This window comes from Mesorhizobium sp. BR1-1-2 (genome assembly GCF_020165435.1).
Lineage (GTDB): Bacteria > Pseudomonadota > Alphaproteobacteria > Rhizobiales > Rhizobiaceae > Mesorhizobium.
Genome location: NZ_JAIUID010000002.1, coordinates 515,494 through 536,756 on the forward strand (window position 1 = coordinate 515,494; position 21,263 = coordinate 536,756).

At 63.2% G+C, this 21,263-nt stretch carries 22 protein-coding genes; 8 read left to right on the top strand and 14 right to left on the bottom strand.

Features of this window, described 5'->3' with window-relative positions:
* Positions 1-13: 13 nt before the first annotated feature.
* The 7 genes from LB551_RS05860 to LB551_RS05890 form a co-directional block, all read right to left on the bottom strand.
* Positions 14-397: a YkgJ family cysteine cluster protein gene (locus LB551_RS05860; RefSeq protein WP_224658507.1), complete on the bottom strand. Its 384-nt coding sequence runs from the start codon at positions 395-397 to the stop codon at positions 14-16.
* Between the two features lie 4 nt (positions 398-401).
* Complete coding sequence (locus tag LB551_RS05865) at positions 402-569, bottom strand: hypothetical protein (protein WP_181172353.1); 168 nt, start codon at positions 567-569, stop codon at positions 402-404.
* A 1-nt stretch (position 570) separates the two neighbouring features.
* Positions 571-975, bottom strand: a complete 405-nt coding sequence (locus LB551_RS05870) for a hypothetical protein (protein WP_224622722.1) — start codon at positions 973-975, stop codon at positions 571-573.
* On the bottom strand, positions 975-1,202 hold the full coding sequence (locus LB551_RS05875) for a hypothetical protein (protein WP_224622724.1): 228 nt from the start codon (positions 1,200-1,202) through the stop codon (positions 975-977). Before LB551_RS05875 ends, LB551_RS05870 begins: the two co-directional genes overlap by 1 nt.
* Positions 1,203-1,533: 331 nt before the next feature.
* Complete coding sequence (locus LB551_RS05880; protein ID WP_010915421.1) at positions 1,534-1,743, bottom strand: cold-shock protein; 210 nt, start codon at positions 1,741-1,743, stop codon at positions 1,534-1,536.
* A gap of 475 nt (positions 1,744-2,218) precedes the next feature.
* Entirely contained in the window at positions 2,219-3,352 is a 1,134-nt protein-coding gene (locus LB551_RS05885) for a metallophosphoesterase (protein ID WP_224658508.1), read from the bottom strand.
* Between the two features lie 109 nt (positions 3,353-3,461).
* Positions 3,462-4,127: a TetR/AcrR family transcriptional regulator gene (locus LB551_RS05890; protein WP_224658509.1), complete on the bottom strand. Its 666-nt coding sequence runs from the start codon at positions 4,125-4,127 to the stop codon at positions 3,462-3,464.
* A 118-nt stretch (positions 4,128-4,245) separates the two neighbouring features.
* Here LB551_RS05890 and LB551_RS05895 point away from each other — a divergent pair, with 118 nt between their 5' ends.
* From LB551_RS05895 to LB551_RS05915, 5 genes are all read left to right on the top strand, one after another.
* Entirely contained in the window at positions 4,246-5,028 is a 783-nt protein-coding gene (locus LB551_RS05895) for an NIPSNAP family protein (RefSeq protein ID WP_224658510.1), read from the top strand.
* Between the two features lie 221 nt (positions 5,029-5,249).
* Positions 5,250-6,023: an SDR family NAD(P)-dependent oxidoreductase gene (locus LB551_RS05900; RefSeq protein WP_224658511.1), complete on the top strand. Its 774-nt coding sequence runs from the start codon at positions 5,250-5,252 to the stop codon at positions 6,021-6,023.
* Positions 6,024-6,166: 143 nt separating this feature from the next.
* Positions 6,167-7,564, top strand: coding sequence for a class II fumarate hydratase (fumC, locus tag LB551_RS05905; RefSeq protein WP_224658512.1), 1,398 nt, complete (start codon positions 6,167-6,169; stop codon positions 7,562-7,564).
* 179 nt (positions 7,565-7,743) lie between these two features.
* Positions 7,744-8,166, top strand: a complete 423-nt coding sequence (locus tag LB551_RS05910; protein WP_224622737.1) for a DoxX family protein — start codon at positions 7,744-7,746, stop codon at positions 8,164-8,166.
* Positions 8,167-8,331: 165 nt separating this feature from the next.
* Positions 8,332-8,736 (top strand): DoxX family protein, encoded by a 405-nt coding sequence (locus LB551_RS05915; RefSeq protein ID WP_224658513.1) that lies wholly within the window; start codon positions 8,332-8,334, stop codon positions 8,734-8,736.
* A gap of 4 nt (positions 8,737-8,740) precedes the next feature.
* Here LB551_RS05915 and ppx read toward each other — a convergent pair whose 3' ends face one another.
* Positions 8,741-10,276 carry an exopolyphosphatase gene (ppx, locus tag LB551_RS05920; protein ID WP_224658514.1) on the bottom strand — a complete coding sequence of 512 codons (1,536 nt, stop codon included), beginning with the start codon at positions 10,274-10,276 and terminating at the stop codon, positions 8,741-8,743.
* On the bottom strand, positions 10,276-12,468 hold the full coding sequence (locus LB551_RS05925) for an RNA degradosome polyphosphate kinase (RefSeq protein WP_224658515.1): 2,193 nt from the start codon (positions 12,466-12,468) through the stop codon (positions 10,276-10,278). Before LB551_RS05925 ends, ppx begins: the two co-directional genes overlap by 1 nt.
* Before the next feature lie 200 nt (positions 12,469-12,668).
* Here LB551_RS05925 and LB551_RS05930 point away from each other — a divergent pair, with 200 nt between their 5' ends.
* Complete coding sequence (locus tag LB551_RS05930; protein ID WP_140494310.1) at positions 12,669-12,914, top strand: zinc-finger domain-containing protein; 246 nt, start codon at positions 12,669-12,671, stop codon at positions 12,912-12,914.
* Positions 12,915-12,932: 18 nt separating this feature from the next.
* Positions 12,933-14,171, top strand: coding sequence for an FAD-dependent monooxygenase (locus LB551_RS05935; protein ID WP_224658516.1), 1,239 nt, complete (start codon positions 12,933-12,935; stop codon positions 14,169-14,171).
* A gap of 87 nt (positions 14,172-14,258) precedes the next feature.
* Here the strand turns inward: LB551_RS05935 and LB551_RS05940 are convergent, their stop codons facing one another.
* From LB551_RS05940 to LB551_RS05960, 5 genes are all read right to left on the bottom strand, one after another.
* Positions 14,259-14,918, bottom strand: coding sequence for a TIGR02117 family protein (locus tag LB551_RS05940; protein WP_224658517.1), 660 nt, complete (start codon positions 14,916-14,918; stop codon positions 14,259-14,261).
* A gap of 115 nt (positions 14,919-15,033) precedes the next feature.
* On the bottom strand, positions 15,034-15,783 hold the full coding sequence (locus LB551_RS05945; RefSeq protein ID WP_181172374.1) for an amino acid ABC transporter ATP-binding protein: 750 nt from the start codon (positions 15,781-15,783) through the stop codon (positions 15,034-15,036).
* A 68-nt stretch (positions 15,784-15,851) separates the two neighbouring features.
* Entirely contained in the window at positions 15,852-17,009 is a 1,158-nt protein-coding gene (locus LB551_RS05950; protein WP_224658518.1) for an amino acid ABC transporter permease, read from the bottom strand.
* Between the two features lie 4 nt (positions 17,010-17,013).
* Positions 17,014-18,201, bottom strand: a complete 1,188-nt coding sequence (locus tag LB551_RS05955; RefSeq protein ID WP_224658519.1) for an amino acid ABC transporter permease — start codon at positions 18,199-18,201, stop codon at positions 17,014-17,016.
* 65 nt (positions 18,202-18,266) lie between these two features.
* Positions 18,267-19,295 (bottom strand): amino acid ABC transporter substrate-binding protein, encoded by a 1,029-nt coding sequence (locus tag LB551_RS05960; protein WP_140549226.1) that lies wholly within the window; start codon positions 19,293-19,295, stop codon positions 18,267-18,269.
* A 590-nt stretch (positions 19,296-19,885) separates the two neighbouring features.
* Here LB551_RS05960 and LB551_RS05965 point away from each other — a divergent pair.
* The gene (locus tag LB551_RS05965; RefSeq protein ID WP_224658520.1) at positions 19,886-21,070 is read left to right on the top strand and encodes a cystathionine beta-lyase; all 1,185 of its coding nucleotides are present in this window, start codon (positions 19,886-19,888) and stop codon (positions 21,068-21,070) included.
* The last annotated feature ends 193 nt before the right edge of the window (positions 21,071-21,263 follow it).

A 21,263-nucleotide genomic window follows, 5' to 3' on the forward strand; every position in this document is an offset into this window, starting at 1 on the left:
GGCGCCGTCAGCTTCAGAGGACAGGCAGCCCGTGCGCCCGGCGCGCCATCAGGCAATCCTCGTCGCCGGGCATGCAGGCGCGACAGACATCCGGGCGAAGCTCGTAAATGCCGCAAACGGTTGCCTTGCCGACTTCGCCACAGAGGGCCGAACAGCGCGCGCCCTCGCAGCGCATACCCGACAGATCGGCCGCGACATACTTGGCAGGAATACGGTCGAGCTGCGCGTCGTCCTCGGTGGAAAAGCGCGGCCACTCGGCCGAGAAGGAACAACAGGCGCCGCAGCTCTGGCAATCGAATGCGGGGACGGTGTCTCGTTGCAACGAGGAAAGACCTGCCGCGGTCACCGGGGCGAACAGCCCCTGCGCGGCAGGATTGCGGTCGGTATCTTGCGGCAAGGCGCTATTTCTTCTTGCCTGCCTTGCGCGACGGCGCCTCGGCAGGCGACTTGAATAGATCGGTCGCGGCCTCGGCAGTTGCGTCGGCCTTCGGCGCGGCGCCCGGCTTGACCGGCTTTGCAGCGGCGGCCGGCGCCGGCGGGTGGTCCTTGGCGGAGAATTTTATGGCCATGTCAGTCCTCGTCGGCGAAGCGCGACGGTGTGCGCGGACTGCGCAAACGGCCGATCAGAGCCGAAACCGCCGTTATGTTCATTTCCTCAGGCGACCAGTTTCTCGCCTCCGCGATGTGATGCGGCGCCAATTCGCGATGCGTGCTGCCGCTGTAGGCGGCGTCCTGATGGATCACCGGCTCACGGGTCTTGGCGTCTTGCCGGACATATTCGATCAAATAGTTCGGGCACTCGGCGCGGCCGCGCACGCCAACGCGCACCTGTGCATCGCCATGGGCGCGCTTGCAGCGTTCGAGTTTTTCCAGCACACGCCGGACATATTCGACCGGCTTGTCCAATGTTTCGACCATGTCGGCGATGGTCGCGTCCGTGGCGATGGGTGTCTGAGATACGCGCTTGGTGGCCATCAGCGTCTTCCGACCCGTTTCGGCAACGCTGCCTGGGCGGCCGCCGCAGCCATTTCATCAGCCTCTTTTTCCAGACGCAGTTCCCGCAACCGCGCGGTCTTGGCTTCACGCGCCTCGGTGACGGCATCGCGTTCGGAAATGATGCGGTTGAGCGACATCGACTGAGTTTGCGTCTTGCTGAACAAGGGCACTGCCTGATCAGCAGCTGTTTTCGAATTGGCGGTCAAAATCTTTCTCCTGTCAGGAGTCTTGTGCCGATAGGGCAAGACCGGTCTTCAGTCAGGACCCTGCGCAAAAGCATTGGGGCGGCGGATCAATTGTTTAAGCGTCCCTTAGCACGTTCAGGCCGGGATGCAGCGCATTTTCGGCGGCGGGACGCGTAAAATAAAAAAGGCCAGGCACCGCCTGACCTTCCATGAGAGCGTCGCGCATCCAGTGGATGCACAGGACGCCCCGGTGCGCACGGTGCGAAAACTCAGGTTTCCGCCGCCATGCGCCCGAATTCGCCATTCACCGGTGCCAGTACATCCGTGGTCACCGGGAGGGCTGAATCCTTTTTCAGGCCGCCTTCAACTGGTCGGCCGACATCTTGCCGGACTTGTTGTCGCGGACCATCTCGTAGCCGAGTTTCTGGCCCTCGACGATGTCACGCATGCCGGCGCGCTCTACGGCCGAGATGTGGACGAAAACGTCGGCAGAGCCGTCGTCAGGCTGAATAAAACCAAAACCTTTGGTGGCGTTGAACCATTTAACTGTGCCGGTGCTCATGACGAACCCTTTCCATGGCAAATACTCGTTCGCCGCCATGCGGATGCATAACGTCGTTTGTCTCGATTTTTTGTGTGGGAAGTTCGTCAAAGGCGCGCTGCAAAACGCGGATAACAAAAGTCGGTCAACAAATATCGACAAAGGTCTTGTAAGCTATTTAAACAGCCATGTCAATTCTTGGCTCATCCGCCGCAACGGTCCACGCCAACCGGGCACTGAACAGGGCGGCCCTAAAAAAATCTCGACGTGCCGGGAGCCATTTCGGTCGAAGCGCGTTTCATGGTTGTCGTCAGCAATTCACGAGAGCAATTGAAGGAAAAGTTGACGGCAAAGACGCCCCCCGCACGATAAAAGGTGCGAGGGGCGTTTTCTCTCGGCCCTTACGTCACGGCGGCCGTCATCGGCACGATCTCGTAGCGAAAGCCGCCCGAGCCACCGGCGGGTCACGTCAGTCAGCGTCCGGGGCTGCGGGCTTTCATGTCTGAAACGGTTTGCTGAAGGCGTTGGTGAATGTGACCTCGCCGTAATCGTCGCTGGCTTCGCCCAGCACGACGTCCATGCCATCATTGGTGACCCGCGCCAGTGCGAACCCGCCCATATAGGCCGCCTTTGGCTTGAAGAGATCAAGGCCGTCGCGCTGATAGATCATCGGCACCTCGTGCTGATGGCCATGGAAGACGGCAATTACGTTATAGCCCTTCAGAGCCGCAAGCAGTGCCTGACGGTCCGCATCGCTCCACCAATGCGGCGGCCCCTTGCCGTCGTCGTCGAAAGCCTTTTTTGCGGGATCCCATCGCTCAGTCGAAAAACTATCCCAGCCATAATGCTGAAACAGGATGACCGGGCGGCCGTCCGCCGCATAGGTCGCCAGATCCTGCTTCAGCCAGGGCAGGCTGCTGTCCGCGCCATGGCCGGTGTCGCCGGCGAAACGGTGCGTCTGGACAAGATGCAGCCCGCCCCAGTCCCACGCATAGCAGTCGGTCTCGACATCGTAGTCGGTGGCCGGAACCGGCGGCTTGAAGAACACGCCGGCACGGTGATTGACCTCGACGTAGTCGCGCATTTCGCGCCGGTACCAGTCGACGTGATGCCGCGGGCCGTTCTGGTCGAGGTCATGATTGCCGAGCCCGACATAGACTGGAACATGCACGCGGTCAGGCCCCATGCCTTGCTGGTAACGCTGGCTGAATTGCAGCAATTGCGTGCCTTCGCTCGGCTGGGTGATCTGGCCGCCACCATCGTCGGTCATGTCGCCGCCGACGACCAGGCCGAGCGGCGTGCCGATTCGGCTGCCGGCGGAGCGCAGGCCCGTCGGGACGCCGCCGATCTCGAGGGGCCATGTCTTGTCGCCAATGCCGTTCAGAGCCGCCACATTGCGCAGCAAGGCAGCATCGGTCTTGCCTTCCTGCTGGCAATTGGGGCTCAAGCCGCTGGCCATGCGGCAGGCATGGACATCGGCGATGAACAGGAAGGTGGCGTCGATCGGCTGAATGCGCTGCCCGGTCTGGCCGAGCGCCGGGCGTGGAAGTGCAAGGGCCGTGGCAAGATCGGCAGCTCGCGCCAGAAAACGGCGTCGTGATACCGATTTTGGTGAAAAGCGCTTCATCATGGGTTGAAGTTCAGCACGGACACCGGTCAGCAGTAAAGTTCAGCGCCCGGCCCACGGCTGCCCTCCCCCAGACCGAACCGAGTTGTAGGGATCGTTCTCGTCCTCGGCATCAAAGGTTTCCCGGTGGCAGCAATATCCTGCGACGCCGCCTCGTTGCAGCCACGGGCGAAGCTTGGGCGACATTCTGCTCCAGCCCCGCCAGGCAATCGCGCAACATGCCGGCATCCTGCGCCGTCTTGGCCATCGACATCGCGCCGGAATAGGCCGCGACCGCCAGGGCGGCGAAACGCTGCGGGTCGGTGTCCTGCTCCCTGCCCGCCTGCTGATCGGCCCGGATCTTGTCGGCGATCACCTGGCGCCAGCCGGCAAAAATGCCGGCAAGGGCGGTGCGCAATTCGGCATCGGCGAGCGACAGCTCGTGCGCAAGGTTGTTGAGCGGGCAGCCGCGCACGAAACCTTGCCGCTCAAGTTCCGCCGCCACGGCTTCGAAGGTTGCACGCACGCCCTCGCGCGCCGAAGCCGCCTCCCGCACGGGCGCTATCCATGTCTCTTCGACCGCCGCGGCCACACGCTCTTCGATCACCGCCAGCGCCAACGCCTTCTTGGTCGGGAAATGATGATGCAATGCGCCGCCGCTGACACCCGCCGCCGCCATCAGGTCGCCGAGACTGGAGGCGTGATAGCCGCGCGTCTGAAATGACTCCTGCGCGGCATCGAGCACTCTGTTGCGCATGCCTTCGGGATCATTGGTGCGCTTCTGGGCATGCCCTGCCATCGCGAATCTCCACCTTCTCCTTCCAGGAGGGAAGAAAAAGAAGCTAGCACATTGACAAAACAGGACAACCGGTCTGTTTTATAAACAGGATGATCACCCTGTTTTTGGAGACGAGCCTATGAGCCTGCCCCTGAGTGCCACATCGGAGGCGGCAGCGCTCGCCTCCCCGGTCGTCGAACTGCGGCAGTACACGCTGAAACCCGGCAAGTGCGATACCCTTATCGACCTCTTTGACGGCAAGCTGATCGAAGGCCAGGAAGAGGCCGGGATGACCATCATCGGCCAGTTCCGCGATCTCGATCGCCCCGACATGTTCGTCTGGCTGCGCGGCTTCGAGGACATGGAGGCGCGGAGACGTGCCCTGAGCGCCTTCTATGACGGTCCGGTATGGGCAGCGCACCGCGATGCCGCCAACGCCACGATGATCGATTCCGACGATGTGCTGCTGCTCAAACCTGCGTGGCCCGGGGCTGGCTTCGATCTCTCCGGCGCCTTGCGCGCGGGCTTGGCCGCCGACGAAAAGCCAGGCAGAAGCGCGCCGCTGTCAGGCATCGTCGTGATTCGGATTGATCATTTGCGGCCGGGCGCAGAAGCCGCGTTCGCCAGCCGCTTCGAGGCTGAAGCGGCGCCGATGACGGCGTTGCCCGGTGCGCGGCTGCTCGCCGCTTTCGTCACGGAGCATGCGGAAAACAGCTTTCCACGCCTGCCGGTGCGAGCGACTGAGAATGTTTTCATCAGCGTGATGGGTTTTGATGGCGAAGAAGCGCACGCCCTGCATGAAACCGCGCTTGCCGCCTCACCTGCATGGCAGGCCTTCTCGCACGGCGTCCGACATGACCTGACCAGACCGACCGAAATCTTGCGCCTGTCGGCGACATCGCGCTCGCGGCTTTGTTGCTGATCCCCAGTCCGCGCGAAGACGGCGTAAGCTCGACCGAATCTCCCCGCCATCGAGGCGAGGCGTAAATGCCCGCCGGCTCCCTGCCCAGTTTGCAAATGCAAGCGTCGGCAGCTGGCCCGACGCCGGCCGCCGCCGAAGTTCATACCATGGGATAGGCAGCCGGCTTGACCTCGACCGCCGATATGCGGTGCTCTCGTCACCAAACAGGCTTGGAGCGTTCAATGAGACTTTCCGGCAAACGCGCGCTGGTGACCGGCGGTTCGGACGGCATCGGCCTTGCCATAGCGGACGCCTTTTTGCGCGAGGGTGCCGAGGTCCTGATCATCGGGCGCGACATCGCAAAACTCGAGGCGGCCCGCGAAACACTCACGGCTTCCCATCCGAACGGCGCCGTCGAAGCGCTGTCGGCCGACCTCGCCACGAGCCCCGGCGTCGCGGCTGTTGTCGACTACGTGAATGGATCCGGCCGACCACCCGACATCCTCGTCAACAATGCCGGTGTCGCCTATCTCGTGCCGTTCGAGACTGTCAGCATTGACCAATTCCAGCAATCCTTCGCGCTCAATGTGGCGGCGGCGTTCTTCCTCACGCAAGGGCTGTTGCCGCATCTCCCGGTCGGCGCATCGGTGATCAACATCTCCTCCTACTTCGCCAACAAGATGATCCCCAACCGGCCGTCGAGCCTCTATGCCCTGTCGAAGGGCGCACTGAATTCGCTGACCAAGTCACTCGCCTTCGAACTCGGTCCGCGTGGCATCAGGGTCAACGCCATAGCGCCCGGCACCGTCGACACCGCCATGCGGCGCAGGACCGTCGACAATCTGCCGGCGCAGGCAAAGGTTGAGCTCGAGGCCTATGTCGAGCGCAGCTATCCGCTTGGCCGCATCGGCCGCCCTGAGGATCTCGCCGGCATGGCAATCTATCTCGCCAGCGACGAGGCGGCATGGACCAGCGGCGGGATTTTCGCGGTGGATGGCGGATATACGGCCGGGTGAGCGGGACAGCCGATCTCCCCGCGAGCGGGGAGATTGGGCTCCGTCTTCAACCGATTTGCATCTTCACCGCCCGCAATCTCCGCTTGATGCGTTTTGTGCAACGCGATACGCCGTTGCCCAAATCGACAGACCGGAGACTTGCCGTGAGCGCTGCAAAGACCAGAACCGAAACCGATACGTTCGGTGCCATCGAGGTCGCCGCCGACCGTTATTGGGGCGCGCAGGCGCAGCGTTCGCTCGGCAACTTCAAGATCGGTTGGGAGAAGCAGCCGGCGTCGGTCGTGCGCGCGCTCGGCATCGTCAAGCGGGCGGCGGCGGAAGCCAATATGGAGCTGAAGCGGCTCGACCCGGCCATCGGCAACGCGATCGTGGAAGCCTCCCAAGAAGTCATCGACGGCAAGCTCAACGACCATTTCCCGCTGGTGGTCTGGCAGACCGGCTCGGGTACGCAGTCCAACATGAACGCCAACGAGGTGATCTCCAACCGGGCGATCGAGATGCTGGGCGGCGTCATGGGCTCCAAGAAGCCGGTGCACCCGAACGACCACGTCAATATGAGCCAGTCGTCGAACGACACCTACCCGACCGCCATGCACGTCGCCTGCGCCGAACGCATCGTGCATGACCTGTTACCGGCGCTGAAGCACCTGCACAAGGCGCTCGCCGCCAAGAGCAGAGAGTTCAACCATATCATCAAGATCGGCCGCACCCACACGCAAGACGCCACACCGCTCACGCTGGGCCAGGAATTCTCGGGCTACGCCGCGCAGGTCGCTTCGTCGATCAAACGCATCGAACTGACGCTGCCCGGCCTCCAGGAACTGGCGCAGGGCGGCACCGCCGTCGGCACCGGCCTCAATGCGCCCGTCGGCTTCGCCGAGCGGGTGGCCGACCGCATCGCCGCCATCACCGGCATCGCCTTCGTCACTGCCCCGAACAAGTTCGAGGCGCTGGCAGCCCATGATTCCATGGTGTTCTCACATGGCGCCATCAACGCCGCTGCCGCCGCGCTGTTCAAGATCGCCAACGACATCCGCTTCCTCGGTTCAGGGCCCCGCTCGGGTCTTGGCGAGTTGTCGTTGCCGGAAAACGAGCCGGGCTCCTCGATCATGCCGGGCAAGGTCAACCCGACGCAGTGCGAAGCGATGACCCAGGTCTGCGTGCAGGTGTTCGGCAACAATGCAGCGCTTACCTTCGCCGGAAGCCAGGGCCATTTCGAGCTCAACGTCTATAACCCGCTGATGGCGTACAACTTCCTGCAGTCGGTGCAGTTGCTCGCCGACGCCTCGGTCTCCTTCACCGACAATTGCGTCGTCGGCATCGAGGCGCGCGAAGACAACATCAAGGCGGCCCTCGACCGCTCGCTGATGCTGGTGACGGCGCTTGCACCCACCATCGGCTACGACAACGCTGCCAAGATCGCCAAGACCGCGCACAAGAACGGCACCACGCTGCGCGAGGAAGCGCTGGCCACCGGGCTGGTCAGCGAAGCCGACTACGACCGGATCGTGCGGCCCGAAGATATGACCCATCCGGGATAAAGGCATTGTTTTCGGCGGGAGAATATCCTCCCGCCACCGCATCAACCGGCACGAATTTCCGTTTTTCACCGGTTCACGGAAATGTATGTACTGTGAACAATGTGTCGCCAGACAGGCGGCTTTGGTGAACAGTCGGCATGGTCTATCTGACGGGCGATCAACCTATTCGGAGAGCCACCATGTCCACCAACACTTCCTTCGCCGGCACCGGCACCGCGTCCAACAGTTCTGTCACGATCCTGCTCGGCCGCATCCTGCTCGCGGTCATTTTCCTGCTTTCCGGTTTCGGCAAGCTCAGCGCCCTTTCCGGCACCGCGGCCTATTTCGGCGGCCTCGGCCTGCCCTTGCCGACCGTGACGGCCCTCGTCGTCGGCCTCATCGAACTGCTCGGCGGTCTGGCCATTCTCGTCGGCTTCCAGACCCGGATTGCCGCCTGGGTGCTGGCGATCTTCACCGTCGCCACGGCCCTGGTCGCCCACACCGGCTGGGCCGACCAGATGCAGATGATCAACTTCATGAAGAACCTGGCGATCACCGGCGGCTTCCTCGTGCTGGCTTCCTCAGGCGCCGGCGCCTATTCGATCGACGCCAAGCGCGGCTGAAGCCACCCTGGCAAATAGCTGAGCCAAAAGGCGGCGCGGAATTTTCCGCGCCGCCTTTTCGTTGTCGGGATATACCGGCCGGAGTTTTCCGCCAGTCGGCAATTTCTGCTAGAATCGGGATGGTCGAGCAGAGCCGGCGACCGCCGACGATGGAGGATAACCAGCATGCCTCGCAACGCGCTGCTTCTGCTTTCCCGGCTGCTGCTGGCCGCATTGTTTGTCCCGTCCGGCTTTCATGCCTTGAGCGACATTGCCGGCACGGCGGGCTATTTCTCCGGCCTCGGCCTGCCATTGCCGACGCTTGCCGCCTGGGGAACCGGCTTGTTCGAGCTGATCGCCGGATTGCTTATCCTGGTCGGTTTCCAGACCAGGGTCGTTGCGCTGCTGCTCGCCGCCTTCTGCATCGTCGCCGGTTTCATCGGCCATTACGGCCAAGGCGGCGGCGACGCGATGCTCGCCTTGCTGCATTCGCAGATGCTGATGAAGGACATCGCCATTGCGGGCGGTTTCCTGGCGCTGGCGATGGCCGGGGCCGGCGCCTGGTCGATCGACGGCCGCGGTTCGGCGTGAGGCCCTACTTCACCGAAACGCTCGGGCCGCCTTCGACCGCCAGCACCAGGCGGCGGCCGGTGATTCGCGCCAGTTGCGCCAAGCGCCCGGCGGGCCGCTCGCCATAGAGATCCGCCAGAGATGCCGGCAAGACCAGCGCTAGCACGCCGTTGCCGCGCTGTTCCCATTTCAGTCTCGGCATGACGCCGGGCATCGAGGCGGTCAGCAGGTAGACGACGCGCATCGACGCCGCCAGCACCCGCGCCCGCTCCAGATAGCGCGGTGTCGCCAGCGCCTTGATCTCGGGCGCGATGGCTTCGTTGAAGATGCCGTCGTGCCGATACGCGTTGGCCATCGCCAGATAGGCGCGGCCAGGGTGGTCGACGCCGAAAAAGGAGGCATGCGCGATGATATTGAGCGATTGCTTGCCGCGATATTCGGGATGCGCGCGCCAACCGATGTCGGCCAGCAATGCCGCGGCGTGGCGGTAGCGCGCCTCGTCCTCGGTCTCGTCGATGCCGAAAGCGGCAAAGGTCCTGGCCGTCCAGTCGACGAGTTCATGCGCATGGGTGACCGAGCGCGAGCGCAGCCGGGCGAGTTCCTCCGATGCCGAGATCAGCGGATCGGCCTTCTGCTCAGCCTGGTCGAGCAGGGAATAGAGGAAGCCTTCGCGCACGCCGAGCGCCGAGACGATGATCTTCGACGGCTGCATCGCCGCCATGATTTCCTGCAGCACGATGGCGCCGTAAGGCAGGAGCGAGCGGCGGTTCTTCGAAACGCCCTCGATGCCCTTGATCTTCTCGATCTCGCCTTTCGCCACTTGCCGCAGGAAATTGGCGGCACTTTCGACGCCGATCTCGTAGTGGTGCATGACGCCAAGCGGATAGTTGGTCATCTCCATGTGCAGCCGGGCGAGATTTCGCCAGGTGCCGCCAACGGCATAGAAAGGCCTGCCCTGCCCGCCTTTCAGCAGCTTCGCTCGCCCCAGCTCGTCGCGCACGATTTTCGCCGCCTGAGCAAGCGAGTTCTTGGCCATGTCCTGCAGGCGCAGGCCGCCCAGCGGTAACGTTATGCCGTCGCCGATCGCTTCGCCATTGACGTCGACCAGTTCAAGGCTGCCGCCACCGAGGTCACCCGCAATACCGTTGGCCGGATGAAAGCCGGAGATGACGCCGAGCGCGGAATAATAGGCTTCCTCGCGGCCGCTGATCACGCGGATCTCGGTCTTGAGCACGTCTTCGGCGCGGTGGATGAAATCGGGGCCGTTGACGGCCTCGCGGGCAGCCGCGGTCGCCAGCACGTACATGTGCTCGGCGCCGGCCTGGTCGGAGAGCGCGCGGAAGCGGCGGAATTCCTCCATTGACCGCGTCACGCCCTCGGGGTCGAGCTTCCCCGTCGACACGATGCCGCGGCCGAGGCCCGCCAGCATCTTTTCGTTGAACAGCATGGTCGGCGAGCGCGCCAGCCCCTCATAGACGACAAGGCGGATCGAATTCGAGCCGATGTCGATGATGGACAGCGGTCGGCGATCCTGCAGCCGGCCCTGGGAATCGGACAGCATCAGGCGGCGGCGTTCTTCTTGCGGCGCTTGAATTGCGCGATCCGCTTCGGCGCATGCGATTTCAGCGCATCACCCCGTCCCGACAGGCTCGGATTGGTCATGAAATATTCCTGTGCGTTGAACGGTTCCTCGCCCTCCTCGAGCACGACGCGCCGGGAGGTTCCATCAGCCAATACGTCGAAACTTTGCTGATTGTCCATGATGTTGCCGAGCATGATCTGACCCAGCACCTGTTCATGCACAGTTGGATTGGTGATCGGCACCATGGTCTCGACGCGACGGTCAAGATTGCGCGGCATGAGGTCGGCCGAGGAGATGTAGACGACCGCCTCGTCCGACGGCAAGCCATGGCCATTGCCGAAGCAATAGATGCGGCTGTGCTCGAGGAAACGGCCGACGATCGACTTGACCCTGATGTTTTCCGACAGGCCCGGTACCTGCGGCCGCAGACAGCATATGCCGCGCACGACGAGGTCGATCTCGACGCCGGCGCGGCTGGCGTCATAGAGCGCATCGATGATGATCGGATCGACAAGGGCGTTCATCTTCATCCAGATGCGCGCCGGGCGTCCCTCGAGCGCGTGGGCGACCTCATCGGAAATGTGCTGCAGGATGCGGTTTCTCAGCGTGAAGGGCGAGATCGCCAGCCGCATTTCCGCGGTCGGCTCGGCATAGCCGGTGATGAAGTTGAACAACTGCGCGACATCGCGCGCGATCGTGGCATCGGTAGTGAAGAAGGACAGGTCGGTGTAGATGCGCGCAGTCACCGGATGGTAGTTGCCGGTGCCCAGATGCACATAGTTGCGCAGCTTTCCGTCCTCGCGCCGCACCACCAGAGACATTTTGGCGTGGGTCTTGAGCTCGAGGAAGCCGAACACGACCTGGACGCCGGCGCGTTCGAGGTCGCGCGCCCAGCGGATGTTGGCCTCCTCGTCGAAGCGGGCCTTGAGCTCGACCAGGGCCGTCACCGACTTGCCGGCCTCGGCCGCGTCGACCAGCGCACGCACGATCGGGCTGTCATTGGAGGTGCGGTAAAGCGTCTGCTTGATCGCCACCACTTCCGGGTCGGCCATCGCCTGGCGCAGGAACTGAACCACGACGTCGAAGGATTCGTAAGGGTGGTGGACGATGATGTCCTTCTCGCGGATGGCGGCGAAGCAATCGCCCCCATGCTCGCGGATGCGCTCCGGGAAACGCGGATTGTAGGGCGTGAATTTGAGGTCGTCGCGGGCAACGGCCACGATCTCCGAAATCTGGCTGAGCGCCAGCGGGCCGGTCAGGACGCTGATGCGGCTCGACGAGACGCCGAGTTCCCCGGCGACGAATTCGCGCAGTTCGGCCGGCATGAGCATGTCGAACTCGATGCGAATGACGGAGCCGCGGCGGCGGCGCTTCAGCGCGGTCTCGAACAGGCGCACGAGATCTTCCGATTCCTCCTCGACCTCGATGTCGCTGTCGCGAATGATGCGGAACGTGCCGGAGCCCTTGACCTCGTAACCCGGGAACAACTTGCCGATGTAGAGGCCGACCGCCTCTTCCAGCGGGATGAAGCGGACATGGTGCTTGCGGTCCGGCAGGCGGATGAAGCGCTTCAGCGCCACCGGCAGGCGCAGGAGCGCGCTCATCTCCTCGCCGTTCTTGCGATGGCGAAGCTGCAGCGCCATCGAGAAGCCGAGATTGGGGATGAACGGGAATGGGTGCGCCGGGTCGATCGACAATGGCGTGAGAACAGGAAACACCTGATCCTGGAAGTGCTCCTCAAGCCAGGCCTTCTCATCCTTCGTCAGCGCGTCGCGGGTGATGCTCTCGATGCCTTCCTTGTTGAGCAGCACGGTCAGCGCCGAGAGGCTCTTCTGCTGGTCTTCCTGCAACCGTTCGACCTCACGCAGCAGCTGTTCGAGCTGCTGTTCGGGGGTACGCCCGTCCGGGCTTCTCAACACGATGCCTTCGCGAACCTGGCCGGCGAGACCGGCTACGCGCACCATGAAGAACTCATCGAGATTGGCTGCGGAGATCGACAGGAAACGTACCCTCTCCAGCAGCGGATGGTTTGCGTTCTGCGATTCCTCGAGCACGCGGCGGTTGAACTGCAACCAGGAGAACTCGCGATTGACGAAACGATCCGGATTGCCTTCCGGGCTTGCCGCTTCCGCATTGATGAACTCGCTCTGGACCGGCTTCAGTTCGTTCATGGTTCCTGCTCTTCCCACGTCTGGTTGCTTCGCCGCTTTCGGGCGGCGCCCAGGCTGTTGCGCCTGGCTGCGATGCTCCAGCCGGTTAACCGGCTTAACTTATCCTCTGACAGGCTTTTGCGACAGTTTCATTTCATCGAACTTGCAAACAGGCCGGTTATGATCCAAACGCTGAGCAGACTGCGCTAAAGGAGACGACGATGGCAGGCGGTTCCATTCCCCATTTCCAGAACGATGCGGGCCATCCGGCGATCGATATCGGCGTCAAGGAATTCATGTGCACCGGGGCCAACCCGCCCTTCGACCATCCGCATGTGTTTCTCGACATGGGCGACGACAATGAGAAGGTCTGCCCCTACTGCTCGACGCTTTACCGCTATTCGCCGAAGCTGACGGCGATGGAAACGCTGCCGGCTGGCTGCCTCTACATCGACCAGGCCGCCTGACCTCCAGCGGCCGGGCCAATGGCAGACGCACAGTCCCGGCAAGTCATCATCGCCGGGGCGGGTATTGCCGGGCTGACCGCGGCGCTGGCTTTCGCCGAGCGCGGATATCCCGTACGGATCTTCGAACAGGCGCAGCGCCTCGAGGCGGCGGGCGCCGGCATCCAGCTTTCGCCCAACGCGACGCGCATCCTGCGTGAGCGCGGCGTACTCGACGCACTTCTTCCCAATGCCGTCAAGCCGGAAGCCGTGGTGCTGAAGGATGCCGCAAGTCTGCGTGAACTGGCGCGCGTGCCGCTTGGGCAAGCCGGTGAGGCACGCTGGGGTGCGCCCTACCTCGTGGCGCATCGAGCGGACCTGCAAAACGCGCTGATGGCGCGTGTTGCCCAGATGCCTGGCATCCATCTCACCGCCGGCGCGCAGGTCAGCAGCGTGGCCACCGGTTCACTCGTTATCACCATGACAGACGGGGTCGGCCGCAAGGTCATGGATACCGAAGAATCTCTGCTGGTCGGTGCCGATGGCGTTTGGTCAGCGGTGCGGAGGTTTGCCAGTCCAGGCGGCGGAGCCGGCTTCGCGAATAGCCATTTCGCCGGCGAGCTGGCCTGGCGCGCCACGGTCGGCGCGGACAGCGAAGCAGGGCGAGCCTTTGCCGCGCTCGGCGCCGCCGACTGCGTCACCACCTTCCTGCATCCCGATTTCCACATGGTAGCCTACCCCGTCAGCAGGGGCAGCGCCTTTAACCTGGTCGCCTTCACCAAGGGCAAGCGCATTGCCGAAGGCTGGTCGGGTCATGCCGATCCCGCCATCCTTGCCGGTGCTATGCGCGGCACGTCGCCAGCGCTGGCGAGACTCGTCACCTTAGCCGGTCCATGGACCGCCTTTCCGATCCACACCGTGGAGCAAAGGCGCTGGACGATGCCGGAGGGGGTGGCACTGATCGGCGACGCGGCGCATGCCATGACGCCCTTCGCGGCGCAGGGCGCGGCAATGGCCATCGAGGATGCGGTAACGCTTGCCAATTTGATCGCCGACTTCCCAGCCGACCCAGGGCAAAGCCTCACCATCTGGGAGAACCTGCGGCGACCGCGCGTCGCCAAGGTTATCCGGCGTGGAGCCCTCAATCGCCTCGCCTGGCATGCCTCGGGCCCGGTGGCGATCGCCCGCAACCTGATCCTGGCGACGCGGCCGGCGGAGAAGCTCGCGGCGGATCTGGACTGGCTCTATGGATGGGAGGAGCGGAAGATTGTGAGGCGGTGAAAACGCAGCCGCGACAGGCTGGCGGGACAGCACCCATGTTTTGAACTGCGCTCTTCAGCCATGTGACGTCGGCTGATGGCCGGATCATCAATTGTACAACCGCATCGACCACCCAAGCGAGACCGGCAGCGGGTTCCACCAACCGGTGCGCAGGCCGGCGGTTCGCAAGGCGGCGGCCGTCCAGGTGTTGCAGCCGACCAGCGCATTGAAATGGCCGTTCGCCTCATAGAAGCGGTCGAAATCGGAATAGGCGGCACCGGCGATGACGATCGGCCCGCCTGGTCCTTGCTGAAAGCTCGCATCGATGAAGTCGAGCAATGCGGCAAAGCGGTCTTCCGGGATGTCGAAGCCGGCGACATCGGGTCCGGAGATATCGCCGGCGACCTCGACATGCATCACTGAAGCGTCAAGCGTCAGGGCCTTGAATACGGGCATCGCCTTCAGCTGCGACCAGGTCGGCGTCTCCAGGTAGAAGGCGCGGCCGCCCCAGCCGAAGACGATGTAGCGCACCTCGGGCGCATCGGAAGGCTGGCCGGCAGCGGCGAGGAAGCGAAAGCGTCGGCGCACGCCGTCATCGACGGGAATGGCGATGTCGGTGTGGATCGGATTGCTCAGCACCAGAATGTGCCTGACGCCCTCGCCGGCCGCGGCAGCCGGCCAGAGTGGTCGCGGCACCAGCGTGCCGAGTGCCGCGACCAGCACCACCGCGGCAACCAGCACGGCCAGGAAACGAAGGCGTTTTCTCATCCGGGCATAGTTCTTGCGATTCCAGCACGTTTCAATCGAAACGATCCGGTCGGCCAAGTGTGAAAAAGCCCGACCGTGGCGCGGCCGGGCTCCTTCCATTTCGACGAAGCAGCGCTCAGTGCAATATCTGCGACAGGAACAGCTTCGTGCGCTCGTGGCGCGGGTGATCGAAGAACTCGGCCGGCGTGTTCTGCTCGACGATCTGGCCCTGATCCATGAAGATCACCCGGTTCGCGACTTTCCGCGCAAAGCCCATTTCGTGGGTGACGCACAGCATGGTCATGCCTTCCTCGGCAAGGCTAACCATGGTCTCCAGCACTTCCTTGATCATTTCCGGGTCGAGAGCGGAGGTCGGCTCATCGAACAGCATGATGCGCGGGTTCATGCACAGCGAACGGGCAATCGCCACGCGCTGCTGCTGGCCGCCGGAGAGCTGGCCCGGATATTTGTTGGCCTGTTCGGGGATCTTGACGCGCTTGAGGAAATGCATGGCGATTTCCTCGGCCTGCTTCTTCGGCGTCTTGCGGACCCAGATCGGCGCCAGCGTGCAGTTCTCCAGGATGGTCAGGTGGGGGAACAGGTTGAAGTGCTGGAACACCATGCCGACCTCTCGGCGCACCTCGTCGATCTTCTTGAGATCGTTGGTCAATTCCTTGCCGTCGACGAAGATCTTGCCCTTCTGGTGTTCTTCGAGCCGGTTGATGCAGCGGATCATGGTGGACTTTCCGGAGCCGGACGGGCCGCAGATGACGATGCGCTCGCCGCGCATCACCTTGAGGTTGATGTCCTTCAGCACATGGAACTCGCCATACCATTTGTGCATGGCGATGATGTCGATGGCGACATCGGTGGTCGAGATGTGCATCTTCGCGGCATTGACCTTGATCTCTTCCGCGCTGACGGCGTTTTCGGTGGCCATGAACCAATCCCCTTTTATCGTTTGTAACCGGTGTCGAGCCGGCGTTCCGTATACATTGAATAGCGCGACATGCCGAAGCAGAACAGCCAAAACACGAAGGCGGCGAAGACGAGACCGGATTTCGCGGTCTGCGGCGTCGCCCAGTTGGCGTCCGAGAAGTTCTGCTTGACCACGCCGAGCAGGTCGAACATCGAAATGATGAGGACCAGGCTGGTGTCCTTGAACATGCCGATGAACGTGTTGACGATGCCGGGAATGACTAGCTTCAGCGCCTGCGGCAGTACGATCAGTGCCATCTTCTGCCAATAGCCGAGGCCGAGCGAATCGGCGCCCTCATATTGGCCCTTGGGGATCGCCTGCAGGCCGCCGCGCACCACCTCGGCCATATAGGCAGCGGCAAACAGCGACACGCCGATCAGGGCCCTCAGGTATTTGTCGAAGGTGACGCCGGCCGGCAGGAAAAGCGGCAGCATGACGCTGACGAAGAACAGCACTGTGATCAGCGGGATGCCGCGCACGGCTTCGATGAAGATGATGCACAACATCTTGACGATCGGCATCTTGGAGCGCCGGCCGAGCGCCAGCACGGTGCCCAGCGGCAGCGACACGGCGATGCCGACGAAGGACAGGCTGAGCGTGATCAGCAGTCCGCCCCACCGTGAGGTCTCGACATGCGGCAGGCCGAACACGCCGCCGACCAGAAGGAAGAAGGCGACGATCGGCAGCACCAGGAACAGCAGGACGGCGTTCAGGCCCTTGCGCGGCACGCTGGGGATCAGCATCGGCACCAGCAGCGCCGCGAACAGGATGGCGACCAGGATCGGCCGCCAGCGCTCCTCGACCGGATAGGTGCCGAACATGAACTGGCCGAACTTGGCGTTGACGAAGGCCCAGCAGGCACCGCTCCAGCCGTCGGGCTGGATGCCGCCCTGCGCCACGGTCGCGCAGACGGTCCGGTCCGGCCCGGTCCACTGGGCATTGATGAAGGCCCAGTTGATGACCTGAGGCAGGACCCAGGCGACGATGATGATGCCGAGGATGGTGAGGATGGTGTCGCCGACCGAACCGACGAGGTTCTTGCGGACCCAGGCATACAGGCCACGCTCGCTGATCGGCGCCGGCTCCGCCAGGGCCATTTCGGTGCGCACCCAGGACATGTCGTGTTCCTGCATGGCCCTACCTTTCCACCAGCGCCATCCTGGCATTGACCACGTTCATCACGGCGGAGGTCACCAGGCTGAGTATGAGATAGGCGATCATCATAATCAGCACGCCCTCGACCGCCTGGCCGGTCTGGTTGAGCACCGTGCCGGCGGTCGCCGTCAGGTCCGGATAGCCGATGGCGATGGCCAACGAGGAGTTCTTGGTCAGGTTGAGATACTGGCTGGTCAACGGGGGGATGACGATGCGCATGGCCTGCGGCACCACGACCAGCCGCAGGATCGATCCCGAGCGCAGGCCAAGTGCGGCGGCGGCCTCGGTCTGGCCCTTGCTGACACCCCTGATGCCGGCACGCACGATCTCGGCGATGAAGGCCGCTGTGTAACAGGACAGCGCGAGGTAGAGCGACAGGAACTCCGGCTTGACCTGGAAGCCGCCGGTCAGGTTGAAGGTCGACTGTTTCGGAAAATCGAAGCTCAGCGGAAACCCGCTCAGCGCGTAGGCGAGCAGCGGCAGGCCGATGATCAGCGCGACGGACGTCCAGAACACGGGAAACTGCTGACCCGTCGCCATCTGCCGCTGGCGCGCCTTGCGGGCGACGAACCAGGCCATGGCGATGCCCACGATGAACGCGACGAAGATCAGCCAGGAACCCTCGCCCCAGACGGCACGCGGGAAATAGAAGCCGCGCTGGTTGAGGAAGGAGCCGAACGGAAGATTATAGCTCTCGCGCGGCGGCGGCAGCACGGCCAGCACGCCCGAATACCAGAAGAAGATGACCAGCAGCGGCGGGATGTTGCGGAAGATCTCGACATAGACCGTGCAGATCTTGCGGATCAGCCAATTCTGCGACAACCGGCCGATGCCGATGACGAAACCGATGATGGTCGCGGTGACGATGCCGGCCACGGCGACGATGATGGTGTTGATCAGGCCGACAATGATGGCGCGACCATAGGTCGAATCGGACGTGTAGGCGATCGGCGTGTCCGAGATGTCGAATCCGGCGCGGCCCCTGAGGAAGCCGAAACCGGAGGCGATGTGAAGACGCTGCAGATTGTCGATGACGTTCTGCACGATCCACCAGACCGAGCCGAACAGGACGACGACGACCAGTGTCTGGAAGAAGAGGCTGCGGACTTTCGGGTCGTTGATAAAGGAGCCGCGACTTGTGTCCTCGCGAAGGATTTCCTGCGATGCCATATCACCGTCCCCTGTGAAAGAGAAACCGGAAGGCAGATGGTTCTGCCTTCCGGATCACATTTCGATCAGCGGATCGGCGGAGCGTATTGCAGGCCGCCCTTGGTCCACAGCGCGTTGATGCCGCGGGCGATCTTCAGCGGGCTGCCCGAGCCGACATTGCGGTCGAACATTTCGCCGTAGTTGCCGACCGCCTTGACGATGTTGACGACCCAGTCGTTGGAGACGCCGAGATCGGTGCCGATCTTGGTGTCGGCTTCCTGACCGAGCACGCGCTTGATCTCAGGGCTGGCCGAGTTCTTCATCTCGTCGACATTGGCCTTGGTGATGCCGAGTTCCTCCGCGTCGAGCAGCGCGAAATAGGTCCACTTGACGATATGGTACCACTGGTCGTCGCCCTGGCGCACCGCCGGTCCGAGCGGCTCCTTGGAGATGATCTCCGGCAGCACGACGTGATCGGCCGGCGAACCCAGCGTCAGGCGGATGCCGTAAAGGCCCGACTGGTCGGTGGTGTAGACGTCGCAGCGGCCGGCATCATAGGCCGCGTTGACCTCTTCGAGCTTCTCGAAAACGACGGGATTGTACTCCATCTTGTTCGCCTTGAAGTAGTCGGCGAGGTTGAGCTCGGTGGTGGTGCCGCTCTGCACGCAAACGGCGGCGCCCGACAGCTGAAGCGCCGAATTGACGCCCGGCAGCTTCTTGGCGTTGATCATGAAACCCTGGCCGTCATAGTAGGTGGTGCCGATGAAGTTCAGGCCAAGCGCCGTGTCGCGGTTTATGGTCCAGGTGGTGTTGCGCGACAGGATGTCAATCTCGCCCGACTGCAGCGCGGTGAAGCGCTCCTTGGCGCTGAGCGGCGTGAACTTGACCTTGGAGCCGTCACCAAAGACGGCTGCCGCCACGGCGCGGCAGAAATCGGCATCGATGCCTTGCCAGTCACCCTTGTCGTCCGGCGCCGAGAAGCCGGCCAGGCCCGTCGAGACGCCGCACTGGATGAAGCCCTTCTGCTTGACCGTGTCGAGCGTGGTGGCTGAAGCCGTTGAAGCCACGGCTCCAAGCGCGGCGGCCCCAAGGATGCCGATTGCAATGTGTTTCATGACCCACAGACCCTTTTCTGTTTTCAGGTAAACCTGATCTTTTTTCCCGCGTGAACGCAGCTTTCCGTTCCAGCCCATTTCCGGAACCCCGCATCGCAGTCGACGCGCCGCCTCCCATTCACGAACAGCATCGAAGGCGATAATTCCTGTGAGGTCAAGGAAAATGACCGAATTCAGATGGGTTTGAAAATCGTTTGCCGCAATTGCCTGAATCGCAGACAAACGCGCCCGCAATTTAGTCACAAGGGCGAATAAAGCCGGCGAAGCTCGCCCAGCGCCAGGCTGCGCTCTGTCGGCAAAAAATCCATCCGCCGGGATTACTCTGCGTTACTGTGCTCCGCCGGCCGGTTGCGTGCCGATGTCTGCGCCCTCTGGTTGGATCTGGGTTATGGTGAGGTGCGCTTTGCGCTATCAGGAGACGCATGCCGCTACCGTCGGCAGGCTTTCTGGCCGCGGCATTGCCGCTTGCAGTCGGCCTGCGGCGGCTCGGCAATTGGCACATTCGAAGTCCGGCTCCTGGCGAAAGCAGGCTGTTGCGCGGTCCATGTCGCCGCACTATGGCTAGCGGCTTACCAAAAAGGCGACGACGAATGGCAAAAGACGGCAACGAGCCGGTGACTGGCAAAATGGGCATCAACACGCGGCTTGCCCATTCGGGCAACAACCCGCACGACTATTTCGGCTTCGTCAATCCGCCTGTCGTGCACGCCTCCACGGTGCTGTTCCGCAATGCCGCCTCGATGGCTGGACGGGACCAGAAATACACCTACGGCACGCGCGGCACACCGACCACCGACGCCTTGGCCCAGGCCATAGACGCGCTGGAGGGGTCGGCCGGCACGATCGTGGTCCCGTCGGGCCTGGCGGCGGTGACGGTGCCGCTGCTCGCCTTCGTTTCGGCGGGCGACCACCTGCTGATCGTCGACAGCGTCTATCATCCGACGCGCAACTTCGCCGACACGATGCTGAAGCGACTCGGCGTCGAGGTCGAGTATTATGCTCCCGGCATCGGCGCGGGCATCGCCGCGTTGATCAAGCCGAACACCAAGGTGGTGTTCACGGAATCGCCGGCCTCAAACACTTTCGAGGTACAGGACATACCAGCCATCGCCAAGGCCGCGCACGCCGCCGGTGCCATCGTCATGATGGACAATACCTGGGCGACGCCGCTTTATTTCCGTCCGCTCGACCATGGCGTCGACATCTCGATCCATGCGGCGACGAAATATCCCGCCGGTCATTCGGACGTGCTGCTGGGTACGGTGTCGGCCACCGAGGCCTGCTGGAAACAGCTGTATGAAAGCTTCTGCACGCTTGGCTGCTGCGCCGGACCCGACGACGTCTACCAGGTGCTGCGCGGCCTGCGCACCATGGGCGTGCGCCTCGATCACCATCAGCGCAGCGCGCTTGCCATCGCGGCATGGCTGGAGGGCCAGAAGGGCGTGGCGCGCGTGCTCCACCCTGGCCTTCCCAGTCATCCCGACCACGCCCTGTGGAAGCGCGACTTTTCCGGCTCCAGCGGCATCTTTTCCATCGTGCTTGCCGGCGGCGGCCAGAAACAGCAGCACGCGTTCCTCGACGCATTGCGGATCTTCGGTCTCGGCTACTCCTGGGGCGGTTACGAGAGCCTTGCCGTGCCGGTCTGGCTCGGCGACCGCGTCGTTGCCAAGGGCTCCTATCAAGGGCCGTTGATTCGTCTGCAGATCGGCCTCGAGGATGTCGAGGACCTCATGACCGATATTCTTCGCGGGCTCACCGCCGCCGCAGCGGCCTGACGCGACCTTCCGGACCATACCAGCAACACCCGCAACGCCTTGACGCGATTGAGCAAACGAGGGCCGCTCGCGGCACCCCGGTTCGGCCATGTCGGCAATATTATTCTCCCCATCCGCAGTTTTGCGGATTTGTTTGACTTCCAAATTGCCGGCTTCCGCTTCATTGCGGCAGCGGAAATCATTCCCCAGCCAC